This is a genomic window from Bradyrhizobium sp. McL0616, from assembly GCF_049993385.1.
Taxonomy (GTDB): domain Bacteria; phylum Pseudomonadota; class Alphaproteobacteria; order Rhizobiales; family Xanthobacteraceae; genus Bradyrhizobium.
The window spans coordinates 4,258,440-4,280,227 of sequence record NZ_CP188255.1 but is presented as its reverse complement, the minus strand read 5'-3'; the positions used below and the strand labels follow the sequence as shown (position 1 = coordinate 4,280,227).

Here is a 21,788-nt window from a genome sequence, read left to right as displayed (position 1 = left end):
TCCACGGGAAAATACGGGGAAGCCGGTAATTCGGTACTTCCGTCAGGCCCGTGCGTCGGACGGTGCCCGCTGCTTGAGCAGCCGGGCGCAGACGAGCCCGAGCACCACCATGATGGCGGCGCTCGTCATCAGTGTCGGCACCTTGCCGCCATGCTGGAGGCCAAGGCCATAGGCCAATGGGCCGACGGTCTGTCCCATGAAGAAGAAGAACGAATGCAGCGACATCGCGGTCGCCCGCGCCCCGATCGACAGCTCGCTGGCGAACACCTGCAAGCAGCCATGGATCATGTAGAACCCCCAGCCCATCGCCAGCATGATGATGAACTGCAGCTTCCAGCCGGGACCGAAGGAGAGTGCACCGAGCTGCAACGCAACGAGGCAGCCGCCGGCGATCATCATGCCCTTGACGCCGAGCCGCGGCAGCATGCGCGACACCGTGAACGTGTAGAGCAACCCGCCGACCGCAAACCCCGCGATCACGATGCCTGCGATCGACAGCGACTTCTCACCGAGATCGAACAGAAGCGCGGCGATGAACGGAAACAGGCCGAACACGCAGCAGCCTTCGACGAACACGGCCGAGTAGCAATAGCGCGTGTTGGGATTGGCGAAGATGGTGCGGTAGCCCTGCCGCAATGTCTTCAAGTCGGTCTTCGGAGGAGCTGCAAGCGCGGCACCGCGAAAGCCCGCCGCCACCGCAACGGCCGCAATCAAGCCGAGCGCACCGAGGACCACGAGCACACCGCGCCAGCCAATGATATCACCGATGACGCCCGAGGCAGTCGCGCCAAGGAGATTGCCGGTCATCGAACCCGCCATCGTCCGCCCGATCGCGACCTGCCGCTTGGCCGGCGCGACGAGGTCGGCGGTCAGGCCGAGCGCGACCGGAAACACGCCGCCTGAAGCGATGCCGGCAAGGATGCGGCTCGCGAACAGGCCGGCGAAGGAGGTGGCGAGCGCACCCAGAATGCAGGCCACGCCGAGCAACGCCAGACACAGCGTCATCAATCGCGCCTTGCCGAACAGATCGGCGGCGGCGCCAACCACCGGCTGAACCAGCGCGTAGATCAAGGCATAGCCGGCAGCGATGCTTGCGGCCGTCGTGATACTGACCGAAAAATCCTCGGCAACGTGCGGCAGGACTGGGTCAAGCGCTCGCGTCGACAACGCCGCCGAAAATCCGGCAAGCGCAATGATGTTGATCGCGGGTGGAAACTTCTGGTCGGACGATGGCCCGGTCACAGGCTGGTGCATCACCGCGTTGTACTTTTGGTCACCGCGTCAAATGCCATCAGCGTGCGAATGAGCCCCTCGAACTCGTGCAGAGGCACCATGTTCGGGCCGTCGGACGGCGCACGATCCGGATCGGGATGGGTCTCGATGAAGACGCCGGCGACGCCGACCGCCACGGCCGCGCGCGCCAGCACCGGCACGAATTCGCGCTCGCCGCCGGAAGAAGCTCCCTTCCCGCCCGGCTGCTGCACCGAATGAGTGGCATCGAAGATCACGGGCGCGCCGGTGGTCCGCGCCAGGATCGGCAGCGCGCGCATGTCGGAGACCAGCGTATTGTAGCCGAAAGATGCGCCGCGCTCGGTGACGAGCACATTGGGATTGTTCGCGCTGGTGATCTTGGCGACGACGTTCGCCATGTCCCAAGGTGCCAGGAACTGGCCCTTCTTGACGTTGACGACCTTGCCGGTTGCGGCCGCAGCCAGCAGCAGATCGGTCTGCCGGCTCAGGAAGGCCGGGATCTGCAACACGTCCACCGCCTGCGCCACCTCGGCGCATTGCGCGGCATCGTGCACGTCGGTCAGCACGGGCAGTCCGAGCGAGGACCGGATTTCGGCGAAGATCGGCAGCGACTGCGCAAGGCCGAGGCCGCGCGCAGCCGATGCGCTGGTGCGATTGGCCTTGTCGAAGGAGGTCTTGTAGACGAGGCCGACCTTGAGCCGCGCGGCGATCTCCTTCAGCGCTGAGGCCACCTCCAGCGCATGCTGACGGCTTTCGAGCTGGCACGGCCCGGCAATGATCGAGATCGGTAGATCATTGCCGAATTTGACCGTGCCAATGGTGACGATCGGTGCCGCTGAATGCGAAGAGCTCAAGCCAAAAATCCCTGTTTCGATGCGACCATAGCGGCCGAATGGGTGGGATCAACCCCATTCGGCCCTGGCCTTCGAATATCAGGGTTGCGCCGCCGCCCTCGCGGCTGAAGCGCCGGGTTACCTCACCGACGAAAAGGCGGTCGGCGTCAGGAGCTGGCTAACGATGTTACCGACGATCTGGCCGTCAGCTTCGCTCTCGGCGCGTGCTTTCATCCAGTCCGGGTCGGTCATGAACTTGCCCCACTTCGCTTCGCGGTCGGCGAGCGACTCCCAGGCCAGGAAATAGGTCAGCTCCTGGTTGGAGAGGCCGATCAGCGTGGTGAAGAACCCGGCCTGCTTGATGCCGTGCTTTTCCCAGAGCTTCAGGGTGACGGTCTCGAACCGCTTCAACAGCGCCGGCAAACGGCCGGGCACGCAGTGATAGATTCGCATTTCGTAGATCATTCTTGTTTCCTCCCTGAACACGTCCCGCGGTTATAATGGTCGGCCTTGACGGTGTCTTGAGCGCTTCCCGGCCGCCACTGTGGCGTTTCGCGCATGGCTAGTGGGCCGCCGGCAACGCAATTCCCGCAATGCTGCCGCAATGATCGGGCCGCTAGATGGGCTCAGTTGCCGTTCAGGTGCCGGATCATGCGGATTTTGCTCGTCGAGGATGAGGCGGAGATGGCCGGCGCGCTGGCGTCGGCGCTGAAGCGCTACGACATGGTGGTGGACCACGTCCCGACTCTCGCGGAGGCGGAGGAGGCCATTTCCGCTGATGTCCATGCTGCCGTCCTGCTGGACCGCCAGCTTCCAGACGGCGACGGCCTCACGCTGATCCCGAAGCTGCGGGCGCGCGCCGACGGCGTACCGATCATCGTCCTGACCGCGCGCGGCGAGCTTGCCGACCGCGTCGCCGGCCTCGACGGCGGAGCCGACGATTATCTGGCCAAACCGTTCGCGGTCGAGGAGTTGCTGGCGCGGCTGCGCGCCTTGCTGCGGCGGCCCGCGGGCCTGTCGCCGGACGTCATCCGCGCCGGCCGCCTCGCTTTCGACCTCGGCCATCGCGAGGCCAGCATCGACGGCCAGCCGTTCGAGCTGCCGCGCCGTGAGCTGCTGGTGCTCGAAGCCCTGATTCGCCGCATGGGCCGGACCGTGCTGCGCTCGGCGTTGGAAGAGGCCGTTTACAATTTCGACGACGAGATCCAGTCGAACGCGCTGGACACGCACATCTCGCGGCTGCGCCGCAAGCTCGCCGAGGCGGACGCCGGCATCGAGATCCACGGCATCCGCGGCGTCGGCTATCTCCTGAAGAAGCTGCCATGAGCAAGCATAACGATCCCTATTGCCTGCGCTCGCGCTTGAGCTGGCGCCTGCTCTCGCTCCAGGCCGCGCTGCTGCTGGCACTGGTTGCCGTGGTCGTCGGCGCGTTGTGCGCGTCGGGCTTCGTGCTCGCCGACCGGGACGAGGATCGCGTGATCGACGTCGTGCGGCGCGCGCTCGCGCGCGACGCACAAGGCGGCCTGACCCTGCGGACGACGCCCGAACTGAAGCAATTGCGTGGCGAGACGACGGACCTCTGGTTCCTGGTCCGCGACCGGCAGGGTCATTCGCTCCGCGAAGGCGACGTGCCAGCCGAATTCGCCGCGATCGGCGGCGGCCTCGACCAGATCAGCCAGGCGCGGCTCGGCTGGCAGCTGTTCGAGGACGATCCGCGCAAGCCGGCGGCGCGGCTGAAGCGGGTCGACACCGACGCCGGTAACGTACAGGTCATCACGGCGACGCAAGGCAGAATCACCGGCGCCAAGGCGCTGTTCATGACGTCGCTTGCATTCCTCGGCATCGCCCTACCCGGCCTGCTGCTGATGGGAACCGCGACCTTCATCGCAACACCGATGATCGTGCAGCGCGCCTTCAGGGGACTCGATACGACCGCGGATCAGGCGCGTCGCATCGACATCCATCAGCGCGGCGCGCGGCTGTCGGTGGACCGGATTCCACTGGAGGTCGTGCCGCTCGTGAATGCGGTCAATGACGCGCTGGCGCGGCTCGATCAGGGCTACGCCCGCCACAAGCGTTTCGTCGCCGACGCCGCGCACGAGCTGCGCACGCCGATCGCGATCCTGAACACGCGGCTGGAATCGCTTCCATCGGGACCGGACAAGACCCGGCTGCTGGAAGATTCCGCGCGGCTGGCAACGCTTGCCGAGCAATTGCTGGACATCCAGCGGCTCGACCGCTGCGGCCATCCATTTGCGCGCATCGACCTCGTCGCGATCGCGCAAAGTGCGGCGGCCGACCTCGCGCCGCTGGCGATTGCCGCCGGCTACGAGCTGGGGCTCGATGCGCCCGCCACGCCGATCGAGACGATCGGCGACGCAGCCGCACTGGAGCGCGCGCTAACCAACCTCGTGCAAAATGCGATCCAGCACGGCCCGCGCCGCGGCACCATCGGCATTCGCGTCAGCAAACCCGCGAGCATCGAAGTCACCGACGAAGGCGCCGGCATTCCCCCCGACCAACGCGAACAGATCTTCGAGCCGTTCTATCGGCTGACGCCGCTCGATCGCGGCGCCGGCCTCGGCCTCAACATGGTGCGCGAGATCGTGCTCCTGCATGGCGGCCACGTCTCGGTCGAGGACGGCCCCGACGGCGGCGCCTGCTTCAGGATTTCGCTGCCGCCGATCCGGCAGAGCTGATTCAATTCGCCTCCGCGTCTCAGGCGCAATGCTGTCGCAATGCACTCCGGCGACTCTTCGAGTGCCTCACCTTTGATTTGCGAGGTGCAACCAAGATGCCGGAGTGCACATGCCCAACGATTTCCTTTCGTTCTTCCTGTCCTGGATGTCAGCCCCGCGCCGCGTCGGTGCGATCGCGCCGTCGGGCGCGGCGCTGTCCGATCTCATCACCCGCGAGATCAGTGCATCGACCGGTCCGATTCTCGAGCTCGGCCCCGGCACCGGCGCGTTCACCCAAAAGCTGCTCAAGCGTGGCGTGCGCCAGCAGGACCTCACGCTGATCGAATACGGCTCCGACTTCACGAAGCTCCTGCAAATGCGCTTTCCCGGCGCGCGCGTTTTGTGGATGGATGCGGGGCGGCTCGCGACGGAGCGCCTCTATGACGGCGCGCCCGTCGGCGCGGTCGTGAGCGGCCTGCCGCTGCTCAACATGTCGACGCGCAAGGTCGTCTCGATCATCAGTGGCGCGTTCAGCTACGTCCGCCCTGGCGGCGCCTTCTACCAGTTCACCTACGGGATGAGCTGCCCGATCCCGCGCCCCGTGCTGGACCGGCTCGGCCTGCGCGCAACGCTGGTGGATCGCGCGTTTCTGAACGTGCTGCCAGCCGCCGTCTACAAGCTGACGCGACGGCCGCAAATGAAGCTCGTCGCGAACTCGCTGGCTCCGGTGGCTTCAATGCCGGTCACGCTGGAGTCGATGCAGCTCGCGCGCGACCACACCACCGCGCCCTGAGGCGTCAGACCAGCCGCGACTGCACCATCGCCGCCTGAATGAACGAGGCGAAGAGAGGATGCGGCTCGAACGGGCGCGACTTCAGCTCGGGGTGGAACTGGACGCCGATGAACCAGGGATGATCCTCGTACTCGACGATCTCCGGCAGCACGCCATCGGGCGACAGGCCGGAGAACTTCAGCCCGTGCTGCTCGAGGCGGTCCTTGTAGTCGGTGTTGACCTCGTAGCGATGGCGGTGGCGCTCGGAAATCTCGGTCGCGCCGCCATAGACCTGCGAGACACGGCTGCCGCGATTGAGCGCGGCCGGATAAGCGCCGAGCCGCATCGTGCCGCCGAGATCGCCGGCATTCGAGCGCTTCTCGAGCTCGTTGCCGCGCAGCCACTCCGTCATCAGGCCGACCAGCGGCTCCTTGGTCGGGCCGAACTCGGTGGAATTGGCCTCCTCGATGCCGACGAGATTTCGCGCGGCCTCGATCACCGCCATCTGCATGCCGAAGCAGATGCCGAAATACGGCACGTCGCGCTCGCGCGCGAACTGCGCCGCACGGATCTTGCCTTCCGCGCCGCGCTGGCCGAAGCCGCCCGGCACCAGGATGCCGTTGACGTGCTCGAGGAACGGCGCCGGATCTTCCTTCTCGAAGATCTCACTCTCGATCCAGTCGAGATTGACCTTCACCTTGTTGGCGATACCGCCATGCGAGAGCGCCTCGATCAGCGACTTATACGCATCCTTCATGCCGGTGTATTTGCCGACGATGGCGATGGTGACGTTGCCCTCGGGATTACGGATGCGTTCGTTGATCTGCTGCCAGCTTCGCAGCTCGGGCGGTATCCGCGAGCCGATGCCGAAAGCGGCGAGCACTTCGTCATCCAGGCCCGCCACGTGATAGGCCTCTGGTACCGCGTAGATGCTGTCGGCGTCCCGCGCCTCGATCACGGCACTTTCGCGCACGTTGCAGAACAGGCCGAGCTTGCGCCGCTCCTCCTTCGGGATCTCGCGATCGGTGCGGCAGAGCAGGATGTCCGGCTGGATGCCGATCGAGCGCAGCTCCTTCACCGAATGCTGCGTCGGCTTTGTCTTCAATTCGCCGGCGCTCGGAATGTAGGGCAGCAGCGTCAGGTGGATGTAGATGGCGTGATCGCGCGGCAGCTCGTTCTTGAGCTGGCGGATCGCCTCGAAGAACGGCAGTCCCTCGATGTCGCCGACGGTGCCGCCGATCTCGACCAGTACGAAATCGTAGTCGTCGTTGCCGGAGAGGACGAATTCCTTGATGGCATTGGTGACGTGCGGAACCACTTGGATCGTCGCGCCGAGGTAGTCGCCGCGGCGCTCCTTGGTGATGATGTCCTGGTAGATGCGGCCCGTGGTGATGTTATCCTGCTTGGTCGCAGGCCGCCCGGTGAAGCGCTCGTAGTGACCGAGATCGAGATCGGTCTCCGCGCCGTCATCGGTCACGAACACTTCGCCGTGCTGATACGGCGACATCGTTCCAGGATCGAGGTTGAGATAGGGGTCGAGCTTGCGGAGGCGGACCTTGTAGCCCCGGGCCTGCAACAGAGCACCGAGTGCCGCTGAAGCCAAACCCTTGCCGAGCGAAGAAACCACGCCGCCGGTGATGAATATGTACCGCGCCATGGGGCTTAACCTCTAATCCCTCGAATTCGATTCGCCAAAGCGATTCGTATTCCGCCCCAAAGAATCTGCGGGCCTGTGGGTGAGCCAAAACTAAGAGTGGTGACAGAGCCTTGATGGGGATTGTTGATGCAGGACGGTAGAAGCCGCCCTGCATGGCCCCCCTGCTTTATTGCGAGCGTGGCACCTGCGGGCCGCTGGGCGCTGCCGGAGCCTGCTGCTGCTCATCCGCCTTCTTCAGCGAATCCAGGATGCCGCCCGAGGTCGGTGGCGCGATCGGGCCGCCGCCAGCCGGCTGGCTCTGCGACGCCGGCGCGCCGATGATCGACGAGGGCGCACGATTGTAGCCAGCGTACCAGGACAGGAACAGGCTGGTCAGAAAGAAGCCCGCGGCCAGGACCGCGGTCGTGCGCGACAACAGATTCGCGGTGCCGCGGCTCGACATGAAGCCCGCGCCTCCGCCCATGCCGAGGCCGCCGCCTTCCGATTTCTGAAGCAGGACGGCACCGATCATGATGGCAACGATCATGAGGTGGATGACGATGACAACAGTCTGCATAGTATCCTTCCGTCACAAGCCGACAGCGCCGGTACCGGCAGCCGATCGCGCTTCGCGGGTTTTCCTGAAGTTGCGCGGTGTTACACGATCGGAAACGGCATTGCCACCCCCGATCGGCCCCGATCGCGCCCCGAGTTTAGCTAGGCGTAGCCCTTGGCAATCGCAAGGAAATCGGCCGCTTTCAGGCTGGCGCCGCCGACCAGGGCACCGTTGACGTTCTTGACCGCCATCAGCTCGGCCGCATTCGAAGGCTTGACCGAGCCGCCGTAGAGGATTCGCATTTTGGCCCCATCCGCCTTGAAACGGGAGGTCAGGAGTTCCCGGATAAAGCCATGAATCTGCTCAACATCCTTGGTCGTGGGGGTGAGACCTGTGCCGATCGCCCAGACCGGCTCATAGGCCACGACCAGATTGGCAGCGGTGGAGCCGCCCGGGAGCGAGCCATCGAGCTGGCCGCGCAGGATGTCCAGGGTCTGCCCGGCATCGCGCTGGCTCTGGGTCTCGCCGATGCAGACGATCGCGACCACCCCCGCCCGCCAGGCGGCCTCGGCCTTCTGCTTCACCAGGGCGTCGCTCTCGTCATGGTCGGCGCGGCGCTCGGAATGGCCGACAATGATGGCGCTGGCGCCGGCATCGGCCAGCATTTCAGCCGCGATATCGCCGGTGTGGGCTCCTGAAGCCTTGGGATGGCAATCCTGAGCCCCCACTCCGACCGCCTTGCCCCGCGCCTTCTCAGTGAAGGCCGCAATCAGGGTCGCCGGCGGGCAGACCAGGAGATCGGCCTTGCCGGCCACCTCTGCCGCCCCATTGAGCATGGCGTCGAATTCGGCAGTCGAGCCTTTCAGGCCGTTCATTTTCCAATTGCCGGCGATCAGCGGTCGGATGGCGTCGGTCATGTCAATTTCCAGCAAAATGAGGTTTGTGCATGCGCTAGCAGAGCTGCCGCGGCAGTTCCAGAGACCATGGGCTTTTAACCGCAGGACCAGGTACCGGCCGGACCTGAGGTTGCGGGGGGGAAGCCGCCACTTTATGATGGCATATCAATTTGGTGACGCGCTCTTGCGGAATCTGCATTAAGACGCGCTCCCGTTCCCCTCCTGCCAAACAAGTTGGACCAAATGCTTCGAGGAATGCGCAAGGCCTCATCAAACTGGGTCGGCAAGACCATTATGGCCGTGGTGATGGGCGTATTGATCATCAGCTTCGGCGTCTGGGGTATCGCCGACATCTTCAAGGGCTTCGGGCAGTCCACGGTGGCCAAGGTCGGCCACACCGAGATTTCGCTGAACGAATTCCGCCAGATCTACACTGACCGCCTCCAACAGATCAGCCGCCAGTTCGGCCGTCCGCTCACGCCCGACCAGGCGCGTGCCTTCGGCCTCGACCGCCAGGTGCTCCAGCAGACCATTGCGGAAGCAGCCCTCGACGAGGAGGCGCGCCGGCTCGGGCTCGGCCAGTCCGACGACCAGATCCGCCAGCTCATCATGAACGACCCGAACTTCAAGGGTGTCGGCGGCAATTTCGATGCGAACCGCTTCCAGGCCGTGATCCGCAATTTCGGCTACACCGAGCAGCGCTATGTCGCCGATCAGCGCAAAGTGTCGCTGCGCCGGCAGATCACCGGCACGATCGGCGCCGGCCTCGAGCCGCCGAAGGCCATGCTCGACGTACTGACGCGCTTCCAGAATGAGCAGCGCGCCATCGAGTTCGTCAGGCTCGACGCTGCGCAGGCAGGCACCATCGACCCGCCCTCGCCCGAGGCGCTTGCCGCCTATTTCGAGGATCACAAGGTCCAGTTCCGTGCGCCTGAATATCGCAAGATCGCCTTCGTCGTGATCTCGCCGGAGGAGATCGGCAAGTGGACCCAGGTCTCCGACGATGACGCGAAAAAGCTGTTCGACCAGCGCAAGAACCAGCTCGGCACGCCGGAGAAGCGCCAGATCCACCAGATCGTGTTCCCCGACGCCGCCGAGGCGCAGGCCGCGCGCGAGCGCCTTGCCGGCGGCCTGTCGTTCGAGGATCTCGGCAAGGAGCGCGGACTGAGTGCCTCCGACGTTGATCTTGGCCTCGTGACCAAGTCTTCGCTCGATCCGGCGACCGGCGATGCCGTCTTCGCACTTCCCGCGGGCGAGATTAGCCAGCCGATCCAGGGCCGTCTCGGCACTGCGATCGTCAAGGTCGACAAGATCGAGCCAGGTGTCGAGGCGAACTACGCCAGCCTCGCCGGCGACATCAAGCGCGAGATCGCCACCGAACGCGCGCGCATCAAGGTCGCGGAGCTGCGCGACAAGATGGAGGACGAGCGTGGCGCCGGCACCAGCGTGGTCGATGCGGCGCAGAAGCTTGGTCTCGCAGCCGTGACCGTCGACGCCGTCGACCGCTCCGGCCGCGCGCCGGACGGACAACCCGTTGCCAACATTCCGCAGGGCCTCGACGTGGTGTCGCAGGCTTTCAACAGCGACGTCGGCGTCGACAACGACCCGATCTCGTTCCGCGGCGGTTATGTCTGGTACGACGTTCTCGCGACCACGCCGTCGCGAGACCGTAATCTCGACGAGGTTCGCGACCAGGTCGAGGCGCGCTGGCGCCAGGACCAGATCGCCGCCAAGCTCAAGACCAAGGCGACCGAGATGGTGCAGAAGCTCGAACAGGGCGGCAAGCTCGCTGACGAAGCGGCTGCCGTCGGCGCCACGGTCCAGACCGCCAGCGGCTTCAAGCGCGACGATTCACCGGCCGGCGTGCCCGCGAACGTGGTTGCGGCCGCTTTCCGCACGGCCAAGGACGGCGTCGGACAGACGCCCGTGACCGGCGGCAGCGAAGTCATCGTCTTCCGCGTTACCGACATCATCGATCCCGCGATCGACCCTGCCTCCGATGCCATCAAGAAGCTGAAGGACAGCATCGACCGGGCGCTGACTGACGAGCAGGTCGCCTCCTACGTCAGCAAGCTCGAAGCCGACATCGGGACCACCATTAATCAGGCCGCCTTCGCGCAGGTGACGGGCGCGAATCAGTAAGTTTGAAAGCACGCGATGGACGACCTGAAATCGATCATTGGAAAAGTGGCGACTGGCGCCAGCCTGTCGCGTGATGAAGCGGCGTCCGCCTTCGACGCCGTGATGTCGGGCGAGGCCACGCCCTCGCAGATGGGCGGCCTGTTGATGGCGCTGCGGGTGCGCGGTGAGACCGTGGACGAGATCACCGGCGCGGTCTCGGCAATGCGCTCCAAGATGCTGACAGTCGACGCGCCCGCGAACGCCGTCGATATCGTCGGCACCGGCGGCGACGGCTCCGGCTCGGTCAACGTCTCGACTTGCGCCTCCTTCATCGTCGCGGGCACAGGCCTGCCGGTGGCCAAGCACGGCAACCGCGCACTGTCGTCGCGCTCGGGCGCGGCCGACGTGCTGGCCTCTCTCGGCGTGAAGATCGATCTCAAGCCCGAGCAGGTCGGCCGCTGCGTGCGCGAATGCGGCATCGGCTTCATGTTCGCGCCCGCCCATCACCCCGCCATGAAGAACGTCGGCCCGACCCGGGTCGAGCTTGCCACCCGCACGATCTTCAACCTGCTCGGACCGTTGTCCAACCCGGCCGGCGTGAAGCGGCAGATGGTCGGCGTGTTCTCGCGGCAATGGGTGCAGCCGCTGGCGCAGGTGCTGAAAAACCTCGGCTCGGAATCCGCCTGGGTCGTGCACGGCTCCGATGGCCTCGACGAGATCACCCTCACCGGCCCGACCTTCGTCTCGGCGCTCCACCACGGCGAGATCAGGAATTTCGAGGTGACGCCGGAGGACGCCGGCCTGTCGCGCTGCGAGCCCGGTGCGCTCAAGGGCGGCGACGCCGACGCCAACGCGATTGCGCTGCAAAGCGTGCTGGACGGCAAGCCGAGCCCCTATCGCGACGTCGCGCTGATGAACGCCGCCGCCGCGCTGATCGTGGCCGGACACGCCAAGGACCTCAAGGAAGGGGTCGCGATCGGCGCAAAATCGCTCGACAGCGGCGCAGCAGGCGCGCGGCTGAAACATTTGATCGCGGTCTCGAACAGCTGAGCTTCGCATGTCCGACATCCTGACCAAGATCGAAGCCTACAAGCGCGAGGAGATCGCCGCCGCCAAGCGCGCGCAGCCGCTGTCGGCAGTCGAGGCGAAGGCCAAGGCGCAAGGCCCGGCGCGCGGCTTCGTGCGCGCGATCAAAGCCAAGCACGCCAAAGGCGACTACGCGCTGATCGCCGAGGTCAAGAAGGCCTCGCCATCGAAGGGATTGATCCGCGCGGATTTCGATCCACCGCAGCTCGCCAAGGCCTATGAAGCGGGCGGCGCGGCCTGTCTGTCGGTGCTGACGGACACGCCCTCGTTCCAGGGCCATCTCGACTTCATGGTGGCGGCGCGCGCGGCCACGTCGCTGCCGGTGCTGCGCAAGGATTTTCTGTTTGACATCTACCAGGTGGCCGAGGCGCGCGCGCATGGCGCCGACTGCATCCTCATCATCATGGCCGCGCTCGATGATGCCACGGCCAGGGACCTTGAAGACGCCGCGCTTGCTTATGGCATGGACGTGCTGATCGAGATCCACGACCGCGCCGAGCTCGATCGCGCGCTGAAGCTGCGCTCGCCGATGATCGGGGTCAACAACCGCAATTTGCGTACCTTCGAGACCACGCTTGCAACCAGCGAGACGCTGGCACCGCTGCTCCCTGCCGAACGGCTGATGGTCGGCGAGAGCGGCATCTTCACGCCCGCGGACCTCACCCGGCTCGAGCGCGTCGGCATGTCGACCTTCCTGGTCGGTGAGAGCCTGATGCGGCAGGCCGATGTCACCGCCGCCACGCGCACGCTGCTTACACGCGAGACAAATGCGCGCGCGACGGGCACGCGCTGACATGCCGCGCAAGCCGTCCAAGACCAAGTCCGCAAAAGCGAGCCCTGCCCTCACCCATATTGGGGCCTCCGGCGAGGCACGGATGGTCGACGTCTCCGACAAACCCGCGACCGAGCGGCTCGCCGTCGCGGAGGGGCGCGTCGTCATGAGCAAGGCGACGCTCGATCTGATCGTCTCGGGCAACGCCAAGAAGGGCGACGTGCTCGGCACCGCGCGCATCGCCGGCATCATGGCGGCCAAGCGCACTTCCGAGCTGATACCGCTCTGTCATCCACTCGCGCTGTCGAAGGTCACGGTCGATATCGAGCCCGACGCAAAACTGCCGGGCTGTGTGGTCCGCGCCAGCGTGAAGGTGACGGGACCGACCGGCGTCGAGATGGAGGCGCTGACGGCGGTCTCCGTCACTTGCCTCACCATCTACGACATGATCAAGGCGGTAGAGCGCGGCGTGCGCATCGAGGGCATTCAGCTCATCGAAAAGCTGGGCGGCAAGTCCGGCCACTACCGCGCCTGATCGCGCCGTTACTTCAGCGACGAGCTGATCGATCCGAATTTCGTATTGAGCTTGCTGCCCATGCCGTTCACGACGGTGATGATGGCGAGCGCGATGCCGGCCGCGATCAGCCCGTATTCGATCGCGGTCGCGCCGGATTCGTCCGCGAGGAAATTCTTCAAAGTCATTTTCATGATCGTATCCTCTCTGCGTCTTTGCCAGACTTGTTTGTCTTTGCCGGACTTGCCTGCAATTCGTGCGCCAATGCGGCATCAAGGATCCTCAACACCTTAAATGGTTAAGCTCCGGTTGATGTCGCGACGACCGGCAGAACTGACCGGCATCGCGGGACCGTGCGGCAAATCCTGCACGCCTGTCGTCGTGCGCATCGATTGCATTTTTGCGTTGCGGTTCATGTCGCATTAACCGCGCTTCCTAACGTCACCTCCACGTCGTTCCCGTAAACCAACGGATGTTATGGGGACAAGAATTGACCCTGACGTGTGCACGGCAAGATCGACATGATGACGAGATACGGCAGTCGCCTCTTTGACCAGGCCTTCGCGCGCAGCGGACCGATTCGCTGGCTGGTAGTGGGCGGCACGCTGCTGATCGCGGCAATCGCCGTCGGCGCGACCTTGATGGCGCAGAATTTCCGCGAGCGCGCGCTGCGCAACTCTGGCCGCGAGCTGGAAAACACCGTGCTGCTGCTCGCCCATCATTTCGATCAGCAATTGCAGGATTTCGCCGTCATCCAGAAGGATTTCGTCGACCACGTGCGCGCGAGCGGAATCACGAGCGCCGAGGACTATCGCAACCGGCTCTCCGGCGAAAACGTCCATCGTATGTTGCGCTCGAAGATCGAGGCGCTGCCCTACATGGGCGGCGTCAATATCATCGATGCCGACGGCAATCTGATCAATTCGTCGACGGCGTGGCCGGTGCCGAAGGTCAATCTCTCCGACCGTGCCTATTTCCGGACCTTCCGGTACGACCCCTATGCGCCTGACGTGTTGATCGAGCCGGTATACAGCCGCATTTCCGGCGCCTGGACCATCCTGATCGTGCGTAAGATCGTCGCGCCGAACGGCGAGTTCATGGGGGTGATCGGGCGCGGCATCGAGCCCGCCAATTTCGAGAAATTCTTCGAGACCGTGGTGCTCGGCGAAGGCGCCACGATCTCGATGCTGCATCGGGACGGTACCCTGCTCGCCCGCTATCCGCATTCGAGCGAACTGATGGGGCGGAATTTCAAGACCGGCCCGTTCGAGCAGCAGCGGGTCTTCGGGCTCGACCATTTCGCCGGGCGCTTCATCAGTCCAGTTGACGGCGACGACCGGCTGATCTCCGCGCGCGCCCTGCCTCACTTCCCGATCCTGATGATGGCGACAACGACGCGCGCCGCGGCGCTCGCAGACTGGCGTGAGCAGATCGGCATCCTGATTTCGGTCGCAGGCGCCTCCGCGCTCGCGATTGCAGGCGTGCTGATCGCGATCGTGCGCAAGCTCCTGGAGCAGCACCGCCTCTCGCGCGAGCGGCTGACGCTGGAAAAGCAGCGCCTCGACCGCGCCGTCAACAACATGACCCAGGGCCTGCTGTTGTTCGACGCGTCGCAGCGGCTCGTGGTCTGCAACCAGCGCTACATCGAGATGTACGGGCTGTCTGCCGACATCGTGAAGCCCGGCTACAGCTTCCGCGACATCATCGCGCACCGCAAGGCCACGGGCTCATACACCGGCGACGTGGACCAATACGTCGCGCGCGTGCTGCGCGACATTCACGTGCGCAACTCCATGGTCGTCGACACCGGCGACGGCCGCTCAATCCAGATCGTCAACGAACCTCTCGGCGATGGCGGCTGGGTGGCGACGCATGAGGACATCACCGAGCGCCGCCGCACCGAAGAACGTATCACTCACCTCGCTCATTATGACGCGCTGACCGACCTGCCCAACCGCACCATGTTCCACGAACATCTTCGCCAGGAGCTGGCCTCCATCGTCGACAGCGAAGAACTTGCGGTGCATTATATCGACATCGACGAGTTCAAGGGCGTCAACGACGCGCTCGGCCATCTCGTCGGCGACGAGCTGTTGAAATCGGTTGCCGCAAGCCTCAGCCGTTGCGCGGGTCCGAATGATTTCGTGGCACGCCTTGGCGGCGACGAATTCGCGATCGTGCAGAGCGCAGTGACGTCCGCAGAGCAGGTCAACGACCTCGTTGCACAGGTCTTCGCGGCGATCCGTGCGCCGTTCGACTGCATGGGCCATCATCTCACCACCGACGCCAGCATCGGCATTGCGCTCGCACCGGGACACGGCATCGCGCTGGACCAGATCCTGAAGAACGCGGATATGGCGATGTACGCCGCCAAGGCCGCCGGACGCCGCACCTATCGTTTCTTCGAACCGGAGATGGACGCCAAGGTTCGCGCGCGAAGGCAGCTCGAGATCGATTTGCGCCACGCCATCGCCCATGGCGGCCTCGAGGTCTACTACCAGCCGTGCCTCAGCTTGAAGGACGACCGCATCACCGGCTGCGAGGCGCTGGTGCGCTGGCGCCATCCCGAGCGCGGCATGGTCTCGCCCGCCGAATTCATCCCGATCGCCGAGGACACCGGCCTGATCAACGAGATCGGCGAGTGGGTGCTGGCGACCGCCTGCCGTGATGCTGCGAACTGGCCCGACGACATCCGCCTCGCCGTCAACGTCTCGCCGGTACAGTTCAAGAGCGGCACGCTGGCGCTGAAGATCATGGCGGCCCTGGCCGCCTCCAATTTGCCGGCGAGCCGGCTCGAGCTCGAGATCACCGAGGCGGTGCTGATCCGCGACGACGACACTGCGCTGGCGATCCTGCACCAGCTCCGCGCCATCGGCGTGCGCATCGCGCTCGACGATTTCGGCACCGGCTATTCGTCGCTGAGCTATTTGCACCGCTTCCCGTTCGACAAGATCAAGATCGACCGCTGTTTCGTCAACGACATCGCGGGTCCCGACGGCTCCGCCAGCATCGTGCAGGCCGTGGTCAACCTCGCCAGCGCCCGCCGCATGGCCACGACGGCCGAAGGCGTCGAGACCGAGGAGCAGCAGCGCCTGCTGCGTGCGCTCGGCTGCTCCGAGATGCAAGGCTATCTGTTCAGCGCGGCAAAGCCGGCCGATAAAATGCTGGAGCTATTCGCGCTCCATCGCAGCCGCCTCGCCCGGCGCGACTGCAGCGAGAGCCTCCGCCGCGAGGCAGGCTAGATCCAGCCTTCACCCGCTTACCGGGGCGCGGGAATTCGTAAGGTGGGCAAAGCGACTTGTCCGCCATAGCTGGAAAAGCGAAGGCGGAAGCGTGCCCACCTCTCGTCTCGACGGGCATGCAGAAGCGGTGGGCACGTCGCTTACGCTCCTTTGCCCACCCTAACGCATCCTTGATCAGCTAGTTCGGCACCGTCGTCTTCGGCGCCGGCTTAGCGGCCGCCGCATTGACGGTGACGCCGTGCAGGAAGTCGTAGGCGGTGTGCAGCGCCTTGTCGTCCTTCTCGTCTGGCGGGACATAGGACTGCGATCCGGTCTGCTCGGTGCCGTCGGCGGCCTGCAGATGGCCGCGCATCTGGGACTCCGCCATGGTGTCGACGCGGCCCTTCAGCTCGGCCGGCACATCCTGGAGAACCTCGATGTCGGGCGCGATGCCCTGGGCCTGGATCGAGCGGCCCGACGGCGTGTAGTAGCGCGCCGTGGTCAACGCCAGCGCGCCGTTGCCGGCGCCGAGCGGAATGATGGTCTGCACCGAGCCCTTGCCGAACGAACGCGTGCCGATGATCGTGGCCCGCTTGTGATCATGCAGCGCGCCGCCGACGATCTCGGACGCCGAGGCCGAGCCGCCGTTGATCAGCACCACCAGCGGCTTGCCCTTGATGAGGTCGCCGCCATGGGCGGTGAAACGCTGGGTCTCTTCCGGATTGCGGCCGCGGGTCGAGACGACCTCGCCGCGCTGGAGGAACGCGCTGGACACCGACACCGCCTGGTCGAGCAGCCCGCCGGGATTGTTGCGGAGGTCGACGACATAGCCGGCGAGCTTCTCCTGCGGGATGTCCTTGGTGATCGACGCAATCGCCTTCTTCAGGCCATCGGTGGTCTGCTCGTTGAACGAGGTGATGCGGATATAGCCGATGTCGCCGTTCTCGACGTGGAAGCGCACGGGGCGGACATGGATGATCTCGCGCTTGATTGCGACATCGAGCGGCGCGTCCGCGCCCTTGCGCACGATGGTGAGCTTGGTCTGGGTGTCGACCGGGCCCTTCATCTTGTTGACGGCCTGCTCGAGCGTCATGCCCTGAACGGCGTCGCCATCGATCTTGCTGATGAGGTCGCCGGACATGATGCCGGCCTTGGATGCGGGCGTGTCGTCGATCGGCGAGACGACCTTGACCAGGCCGTCCTCCATCGTGACCTCGATGCCGAGCCCGCCGAACTCGCCGGAGGTGGTCTCCTGCATCTCGGTCCAGGCCTTGTCGTTCATGTAACGCGAATGCGGATCGAGCGATGTCACCATGCCCGTGATCGCGCCTTCGATCAGCTTGGAATTGTCCGGCTTCTCGACATAGCTCGCCTTCACCCGCTCGAAGACTTCTCCGAACAAATTGAGCTGCGAATAGGCATCATCCACGCTCGCTGCCGCCCGTGCCGCCCATAGTCCGCCGTGCGGACCGGATACGAGGAGGGTGAAGCATGCTCCGGTGAGCGCGCCCAGGGGGAACAGCAGGGTTTTCCGCATGGAATGGTTGGCCTTTTTGCTTCGCGGTTCTCTTGGACGGGTCTTTTGGGCAGTTCTTTTCGGGCTTGGGAGCCGCCATGCAAATGGCGATCCAGCCCGGTTCTCACAATATCATTCCGGTTTCTTCAAGGCCGGGATGCCACGCCGGCGGGTACATTACAAAAATCCCTTCGCCGTGGCCTAAACTTTTGGCAACGTTCGGAAACCACCTCGCGCCAAGCGGGAATCGGTCGGCCGGCCCACGCCTCGCAGCTATGCGATTTTAGGATGGTTTGGGAGGACCGGACGGGATAGTCGATGACATAAGACTTCAAATTCTCGGGAGGATAACAATGAACGAAGCACCCCGGATCCAGCCGAACAGGAACGTCGAGCTCGGCGCCAGCAACGAGCCGTTCCAGAACCTGCACGAATTCATCCGGAAGGCGCGCTCCAACCTCAACCAGAACGCCTGGGACTATATCGTCGGCGCCGCCGAGACCGAGACCACGATGCGCCGCAACCGCATGGCGCTGGACGAGATCGCATTCCGGCCGCGTGTGCTGCGCGACGTGCGCAAGGTCGACGGCTCGGTCGAGCATTTCGGCCGCAAGATGCGCCTGCCGGTCGTAATCGCCCCTGTTGGCGCTCTGGAAATCTTCGACCCGGACGGCGCCGCCAGCGTGGCGCGCGCCTGCGGCACCTTCGGGGCGGCGCATATGCTCAGCTCGGTGTCCGAGCCGGGCCTGGAAAAGACCGCCGAAGCCGCGCCCGATGCACTGCGGCTCTATCAGCTCTATGTCCGCGGCGACGATGCCTTCGTCGCCGACGTCGTCAGCCGGACCGAGAAAAACGGCTACGCCGCCTTCTGCCTGACCGTCGATACCGCCCATTACAGCCGTCGCGAGCGTGACATTGCCAAGCGTTACGTTCGCGAGAGCCGCTTGCGCGCCACCGGCGGCGACTACCAGAAGGGCCTGGAGTGGCGGACCGTGAAGATGGTCAAGGACAAGTTCAAAATCCCGCTAATCCTCAAGGGCATCGCCACTGCGGAGGATGCGCAGATCGCCGTCGATCACGGGGTCGATTGGATCTACGTCTCCAACCATGGCGGCCGCCAGCTCGATCACGGCCGCGGCGCCATGCATGTGCTGCCCGAGATCGTCGAGGCCGTGAAAGGCCGCGCCAAGATCATGGTCGATGGCGGCATCTGCCGCGGCACCGACATCGTCAAGGCGATCGCGGCGGGCGCCGACCTCGTCGGCATCGGCCGGCTGCAATGCTGGGCCTTGGCGGCGGCCGGAGAAGCCGGCGTCGCGCGGATGCTCGAGTTGCTCGAGGACGAGGTGCTGCGCTGCCTCGGCCTGCTCGGCGCCACCTCGTTCGCCGAGGTCAACAAGTCATGCCTGCACGCGGCGACCGCCACCAATGCGCCCAGCGTATTCAGCGCGTTCCCGCTGTTCGACCACGAGCCGTATCGGTACTGACCTGAAAGGATGCAATGACATCGCTCTCTCCCGGAGCTGCGGATGCGCTTCTGTTCGATCTCGGGCGCGTCGTGCTCGATATCGATTTCTCCAAGGCGATCGCCTGCTGGGCGGGACATGCCGGCTGCAAGCCCGACGCCATTGTCGCGCGCTACGTGCGCGACAGCGAAGCCTATCGGCTGCACGAGGTCGGCAAGATCAGCGACGAGGACTATTTCGCATCGCTGCGTTCGTCGCTCGGGATCGGCATTTCGGATGCGCAGTTCCTCGAAGGCTGGAACGCGATCTTCGCCGGCCAGATGCCCGACATCGCGGATTTGTTGCCGCGCGCGGCGAAGCAGATGCCGCTCTACGTCTTCTCCAACACCAACCGGCCGCATGTCGATCATTTTTCGAAGGAATATGCTCATTTGCTCGGCCATTTCCGCGAGCTGTATTTGTCCTCCAGCATCGGCCTGCGCAAACCGGATGCCGAAGCCTTCGACCATGTCGTGGCCGCGATCGGCGTGCCGGCCAACCGCATTGTGTTCTTCGATGACCTCGCCGTAAATGTCGAAGGCGCGCGGGCACGGGGTCTAACCGCCGTGCATGTGACCTCGCCCCGCGATGTCGGCAACGCACTGAAGGCGCTGGGGATCTGACCGCAAACACTTTGACTGGTGCTACGCGCGGCGGTTCCCGGGAACTAATTTGGCTCGGAATGAGGAACCAAAACACTTTGTGCATTTTTGTACAGAGTTCCGGGAACGGAAGGCCTGCTTCCGGACTCTTGAGTCCGTTGGGAATTCTACGAACGGACGTATCATCGTGTTGGGCAAAACCTACCTCACCAAGCAGGCCTCGCTGCTGATGAAATTCGCCAGAACCACCTCGGATTCTGAGCTTTCCGCAAAACTGATCAGCAAGGCCGCCGACCTGAAATCGCAAGCCGATCCGATGCCCGACAGGGATCAGGGCCCCAGGGCGCCCGATGTCAGTCCGCGCGAAGGCTCGGGCGGCTAACCCGATGCTGGCCGCGGCGCTCGTTGTTCTCATCGTTGCCCGCGTCACGGTCGTCCCGGTCTGCCTCGTCCTTCGGAGCATGCCGCGCCGGAGCTGAAACCCTGCCTCTCGATACAGAGTGCGCAGCGGGATGGATCATCCCGCTGCACCGTTGTTTTGCCTCTCCGCCCCCGCTCGGCTAGAAGACTCACGGAACCTCGACCGAACGCGCTGAGCAGGAGTTGTCGCCCGTGGCCTTAATGCCGGTTTCTGACGCGCTTGCCGCGGTGCTGGCCGGCGCGGAGCCGCTGCCTGAGGAATCGGTCTCGCTTGACGAGGCCTTCCATCGCGTGCTCGCGCGCGACGTCGCTTCGCGGCGGACCCAGCCGCCGCAGGCGATGTCGGCGATGGACGGCTATGCCGTGCGCGCGAGCGATGCGGCGAAGATCGATTCCCAGCTCACCGTGACCGGTGAGGTCGCGGCGGGCCGTCCGTTTGCCGGAACTGTCGGCGCCGGCGAAGCGGTGCGGATCTTCACCGGCGGCGTCGTTCCCAATGGCGCCGACGCGGTCGTGATCCAGGAGGACACGGTCGCAGACGGCAGGCGCATCACGATCAAGGAGGCCGCCATCACCGGGCGGCACATCCGCCCCGCCGGCATCGACTTCTCCGAGGGCGACGTGCTGCTGCGCAAGGGTGCGCGGCTGACCGAGCGCGACCTCGCGCTCGCAGCAGGCATGAACCACCCACAGCTCGCCGTCCGCCGCCGTCCGAAGGTCGCAATTCTCGCGACCGGCGACGAGCTGGTGATGCCGGGCACCACGCCCGCCCATGGCCAGATCGTCTATTCCAACGGCTATGCCCTGCATGCGCTCGCGCGCCGCGAGGGTGCCGATACCATCGACCTCGGCGTTGCCGCAGATACGCTGGAGGCCACCACGGCCGGCATCCGCCGTGCGCGCGAGAGCGGCGCCGACATCCTGATCACGACGGGCGGCGCCTCGGTCGGCGACCACGATCTGGTCCAGCCCGCGCTCAACGCCGAGGGCATCTCGATGGCGTTCTGGAAGATCGCGATGCGGCCGGGCAAGCCGATGATGAACGGGCGCCTCGGCGCGATGCGCGTGATCGGCCTGCCCGGCAATCCCGTGTCATCCTACGTGTGCGGGTTCCTGTTCATGGTGCCGCTGATTCGCGCGCTGTCGGGACGCGAAGTGATTCATCATCGTCGCGAGCGCGCCCTGCTCGGCCGCGACGTCGGCGCCAATGACCAGCGCGAGGATTATCTTCGCGCGCGGCTTGAGGTGCGCGATGACGGCGCGCTCATCGCCCATCCCGTGAACCATCAGGACTCCTCGCTGCTTGCGAATCTCGCTGCGGCACAGGCACTTCTCGTGCGCGCGCCGTTCGCGCCGAAAGCCGAGGCAGGCATGTCTTGCGACGTGCTTCGGCTACCGCTCTAGGCTCG

Annotated in this window: 21 protein-coding genes; 12 read left to right on the top strand and 9 right to left on the bottom strand. The window is 65.1% G+C overall.

The genetic code is table 11. The features are described 5' to 3' along the window. Positions 1 to 42: 42 nt before the first annotated feature. The 3 genes from ACPPVR_RS20780 to ACPPVR_RS20770 all read right to left on the bottom strand — a co-directional run bounded on the left by ACPPVR_RS20780 (position 43) and on the right by ACPPVR_RS20770 (position 2,549). Complete coding sequence (locus ACPPVR_RS20780) at positions 43 to 1,254, bottom strand: MFS transporter (protein ID WP_426615995.1); 1,212 nt, start codon at positions 1,252 to 1,254, stop codon at positions 43 to 45. Further along, a complete protein-coding gene (kdsA, locus tag ACPPVR_RS20775) occupies positions 1,254 to 2,105 on the bottom strand; it encodes a 3-deoxy-8-phosphooctulonate synthase (protein ID WP_426615994.1) in 852 nt (283 codons plus the stop codon). The genes ACPPVR_RS20780 and kdsA overlap by 1 nt, the downstream gene beginning before the upstream one ends. 117 nt (positions 2,106 to 2,222) lie before the next feature. Further along, positions 2,223 to 2,549: an NIPSNAP family protein gene (locus tag ACPPVR_RS20770; protein ID WP_426615993.1), complete on the bottom strand. Its 327-nt coding sequence runs from the start codon at positions 2,547 to 2,549 to the stop codon at positions 2,223 to 2,225. 186 nt (positions 2,550 to 2,735) lie between these two features. Here ACPPVR_RS20770 and ACPPVR_RS20765 point away from each other — a divergent pair, with 186 nt between their 5' ends. From ACPPVR_RS20765 to ACPPVR_RS20755, 3 genes are all read left to right on the top strand, one after another. Further along, on the top strand, positions 2,736 to 3,410 hold the full coding sequence (locus tag ACPPVR_RS20765; RefSeq protein WP_426615992.1) for a response regulator: 675 nt from the start codon (positions 2,736 to 2,738) through the stop codon (positions 3,408 to 3,410). After that, positions 3,407 to 4,783: a sensor histidine kinase gene (locus ACPPVR_RS20760; protein WP_426615991.1), complete on the top strand. Its 1,377-nt coding sequence runs from the start codon at positions 3,407 to 3,409 to the stop codon at positions 4,781 to 4,783. Before ACPPVR_RS20765 ends, ACPPVR_RS20760 begins: the two co-directional genes overlap by 4 nt. Before the next feature lie 109 nt (positions 4,784 to 4,892). Further along, positions 4,893 to 5,555, top strand: a complete 663-nt coding sequence (locus tag ACPPVR_RS20755) for a class I SAM-dependent methyltransferase (protein ID WP_426615990.1) — start codon at positions 4,893 to 4,895, stop codon at positions 5,553 to 5,555. 4 nt (positions 5,556 to 5,559) lie between these two features. Here ACPPVR_RS20755 and ACPPVR_RS20750 read toward each other — a convergent pair whose 3' ends face one another. From ACPPVR_RS20750 to tpiA, 3 genes are all read right to left on the bottom strand, one after another. After that, positions 5,560 to 7,191, bottom strand: a complete 1,632-nt coding sequence (locus tag ACPPVR_RS20750; protein ID WP_426615989.1) for a CTP synthase — start codon at positions 7,189 to 7,191, stop codon at positions 5,560 to 5,562. 166 nt (positions 7,192 to 7,357) lie between these two features. Next, positions 7,358 to 7,747 (bottom strand): preprotein translocase subunit SecG, encoded by a 390-nt coding sequence (secG, locus tag ACPPVR_RS20745; protein ID WP_426615988.1) that lies wholly within the window; start codon positions 7,745 to 7,747, stop codon positions 7,358 to 7,360. A gap of 140 nt (positions 7,748 to 7,887) precedes the next feature. Beyond that, positions 7,888 to 8,643, bottom strand: coding sequence for a triose-phosphate isomerase (tpiA, locus tag ACPPVR_RS20740; protein ID WP_426615987.1), 756 nt, complete (start codon positions 8,641 to 8,643; stop codon positions 7,888 to 7,890). A gap of 222 nt (positions 8,644 to 8,865) precedes the next feature. Here tpiA and ACPPVR_RS20735 point away from each other — a divergent pair, with 222 nt between their 5' ends. The 4 genes from ACPPVR_RS20735 to moaC are packed head-to-tail and all read left to right on the top strand — an operon-like array spanning position 8,866 to position 13,136. Beyond that, complete coding sequence (locus tag ACPPVR_RS20735) at positions 8,866 to 10,764, top strand: SurA N-terminal domain-containing protein (RefSeq protein ID WP_426615986.1); 1,899 nt, start codon at positions 8,866 to 8,868, stop codon at positions 10,762 to 10,764. Positions 10,765 to 10,779: 15 nt separating this feature from the next. Then, a complete protein-coding gene (trpD, locus tag ACPPVR_RS20730; RefSeq protein ID WP_426615985.1) occupies positions 10,780 to 11,793 on the top strand; it encodes an anthranilate phosphoribosyltransferase in 1,014 nt (337 codons plus the stop codon). A gap of 7 nt (positions 11,794 to 11,800) precedes the next feature. Continuing rightward, positions 11,801 to 12,622, top strand: a complete 822-nt coding sequence (gene trpC / locus ACPPVR_RS20725; protein WP_426615984.1) for an indole-3-glycerol phosphate synthase TrpC — start codon at positions 11,801 to 11,803, stop codon at positions 12,620 to 12,622. 1 nt (position 12,623) lies between these two features. Then, positions 12,624 to 13,136, top strand: coding sequence for a cyclic pyranopterin monophosphate synthase MoaC (moaC, locus tag ACPPVR_RS20720; protein ID WP_426615983.1), 513 nt, complete (start codon positions 12,624 to 12,626; stop codon positions 13,134 to 13,136). 8 nt (positions 13,137 to 13,144) lie between these two features. Here moaC and ACPPVR_RS20715 read toward each other — a convergent pair whose 3' ends face one another. Next, positions 13,145 to 13,309: a Flp family type IVb pilin gene (locus tag ACPPVR_RS20715; RefSeq protein ID WP_426615982.1), complete on the bottom strand. Its 165-nt coding sequence runs from the start codon at positions 13,307 to 13,309 to the stop codon at positions 13,145 to 13,147. A gap of 96 nt (positions 13,310 to 13,405) precedes the next feature. Further along, positions 13,406 to 13,531, bottom strand: coding sequence for a hypothetical protein (locus tag ACPPVR_RS20710; RefSeq protein WP_426615981.1), 126 nt, complete (start codon positions 13,529 to 13,531; stop codon positions 13,406 to 13,408). Between the two features lie 105 nt (positions 13,532 to 13,636). Here ACPPVR_RS20710 and ACPPVR_RS20705 point away from each other — a divergent pair, with 105 nt between their 5' ends. After that, positions 13,637 to 16,357 (top strand): bifunctional diguanylate cyclase/phosphodiesterase, encoded by a 2,721-nt coding sequence (locus tag ACPPVR_RS20705; protein WP_426615980.1) that lies wholly within the window; start codon positions 13,637 to 13,639, stop codon positions 16,355 to 16,357. Between the two features lie 178 nt (positions 16,358 to 16,535). Here ACPPVR_RS20705 and ACPPVR_RS20700 read toward each other — a convergent pair whose 3' ends face one another. Further along, complete coding sequence (locus ACPPVR_RS20700) at positions 16,536 to 17,873, bottom strand: S41 family peptidase (RefSeq protein ID WP_426615979.1); 1,338 nt, start codon at positions 17,871 to 17,873, stop codon at positions 16,536 to 16,538. Positions 17,874 to 18,205: 332 nt separating this feature from the next. Here ACPPVR_RS20700 and ACPPVR_RS20695 point away from each other — a divergent pair, with 332 nt between their 5' ends. The 4 genes from ACPPVR_RS20695 to glp all read left to right on the top strand — a co-directional run bounded on the left by ACPPVR_RS20695 (position 18,206) and on the right by glp (position 21,783). Beyond that, entirely contained in the window at positions 18,206 to 19,339 is a 1,134-nt protein-coding gene (locus ACPPVR_RS20695; RefSeq protein ID WP_426615978.1) for an alpha-hydroxy acid oxidase, read from the top strand. Between the two features lie 14 nt (positions 19,340 to 19,353). Then, positions 19,354 to 19,980 carry an HAD family hydrolase gene (locus ACPPVR_RS20690; protein WP_426615977.1) on the top strand — a complete coding sequence of 209 codons (627 nt, stop codon included), beginning with the start codon at positions 19,354 to 19,356 and terminating at the stop codon, positions 19,978 to 19,980. Positions 19,981 to 20,146: 166 nt separating this feature from the next. Continuing rightward, positions 20,147 to 20,341 carry a hypothetical protein gene (locus ACPPVR_RS20685; RefSeq protein ID WP_426615976.1) on the top strand — a complete coding sequence of 65 codons (195 nt, stop codon included), beginning with the start codon at positions 20,147 to 20,149 and terminating at the stop codon, positions 20,339 to 20,341. Positions 20,342 to 20,571: 230 nt separating this feature from the next. Next, positions 20,572 to 21,783: a gephyrin-like molybdotransferase Glp gene (gene glp / locus ACPPVR_RS20680; RefSeq protein ID WP_426615975.1), complete on the top strand. Its 1,212-nt coding sequence runs from the start codon at positions 20,572 to 20,574 to the stop codon at positions 21,781 to 21,783. Positions 21,784 to 21,788 lie beyond the last annotated feature (5 nt).

Excerpts from the sequence above, each read along its gene's own strand:
- ACPPVR_RS20780 (WP_426615995.1), bottom strand. The coding sequence starts at position 1,254 with ATGCACCAGCCTGTGACCGGGCCATCGTCCGACCAGAAGTTTCCACCC.
- ACPPVR_RS20770 (WP_426615993.1), bottom strand. The coding sequence starts at position 2,549 with ATGATCTACGAAATGCGAATCTATCACTGCGTGCCCGGCCGTTTGCCG.
- ACPPVR_RS20765 (WP_426615992.1), top strand. The coding sequence starts at position 2,736 with ATGCGGATTTTGCTCGTCGAGGATGAGGCGGAGATGGCCGGCGCGCTG.
- ACPPVR_RS20760 (WP_426615991.1), top strand. The coding sequence starts at position 3,407 with ATGAGCAAGCATAACGATCCCTATTGCCTGCGCTCGCGCTTGAGCTGG.
- ACPPVR_RS20755 (WP_426615990.1), top strand. The coding sequence starts at position 4,893 with ATGCCCAACGATTTCCTTTCGTTCTTCCTGTCCTGGATGTCAGCCCCG.
- ACPPVR_RS20750 (WP_426615989.1), bottom strand. The coding sequence starts at position 7,191 with ATGGCGCGGTACATATTCATCACCGGCGGCGTGGTTTCTTCGCTCGGC.
- secG (WP_426615988.1), bottom strand. The coding sequence starts at position 7,747 with ATGCAGACTGTTGTCATCGTCATCCACCTCATGATCGTTGCCATCATG.
- tpiA (WP_426615987.1), bottom strand. The coding sequence starts at position 8,643 with ATGACCGACGCCATCCGACCGCTGATCGCCGGCAATTGGAAAATGAAC.
- ACPPVR_RS20735 (WP_426615986.1), top strand. The coding sequence starts at position 8,866 with ATGCTTCGAGGAATGCGCAAGGCCTCATCAAACTGGGTCGGCAAGACC.
- trpD (WP_426615985.1), top strand. The coding sequence starts at position 10,780 with ATGGACGACCTGAAATCGATCATTGGAAAAGTGGCGACTGGCGCCAGC.
- trpC (WP_426615984.1), top strand. The coding sequence starts at position 11,801 with ATGTCCGACATCCTGACCAAGATCGAAGCCTACAAGCGCGAGGAGATC.
- moaC (WP_426615983.1), top strand. The coding sequence starts at position 12,624 with ATGCCGCGCAAGCCGTCCAAGACCAAGTCCGCAAAAGCGAGCCCTGCC.
- ACPPVR_RS20715 (WP_426615982.1), bottom strand. The coding sequence starts at position 13,309 with ATGAAAATGACTTTGAAGAATTTCCTCGCGGACGAATCCGGCGCGACC.
- ACPPVR_RS20710 (WP_426615981.1), bottom strand. The coding sequence starts at position 13,531 with ATGAACCGCAACGCAAAAATGCAATCGATGCGCACGACGACAGGCGTG.
- ACPPVR_RS20705 (WP_426615980.1), top strand. The coding sequence starts at position 13,637 with ATGATGACGAGATACGGCAGTCGCCTCTTTGACCAGGCCTTCGCGCGC.
- ACPPVR_RS20700 (WP_426615979.1), bottom strand. The coding sequence starts at position 17,873 with ATGCGGAAAACCCTGCTGTTCCCCCTGGGCGCGCTCACCGGAGCATGC.
- ACPPVR_RS20695 (WP_426615978.1), top strand. The coding sequence starts at position 18,206 with ATGAACGAAGCACCCCGGATCCAGCCGAACAGGAACGTCGAGCTCGGC.
- ACPPVR_RS20690 (WP_426615977.1), top strand. The coding sequence starts at position 19,354 with ATGACATCGCTCTCTCCCGGAGCTGCGGATGCGCTTCTGTTCGATCTC.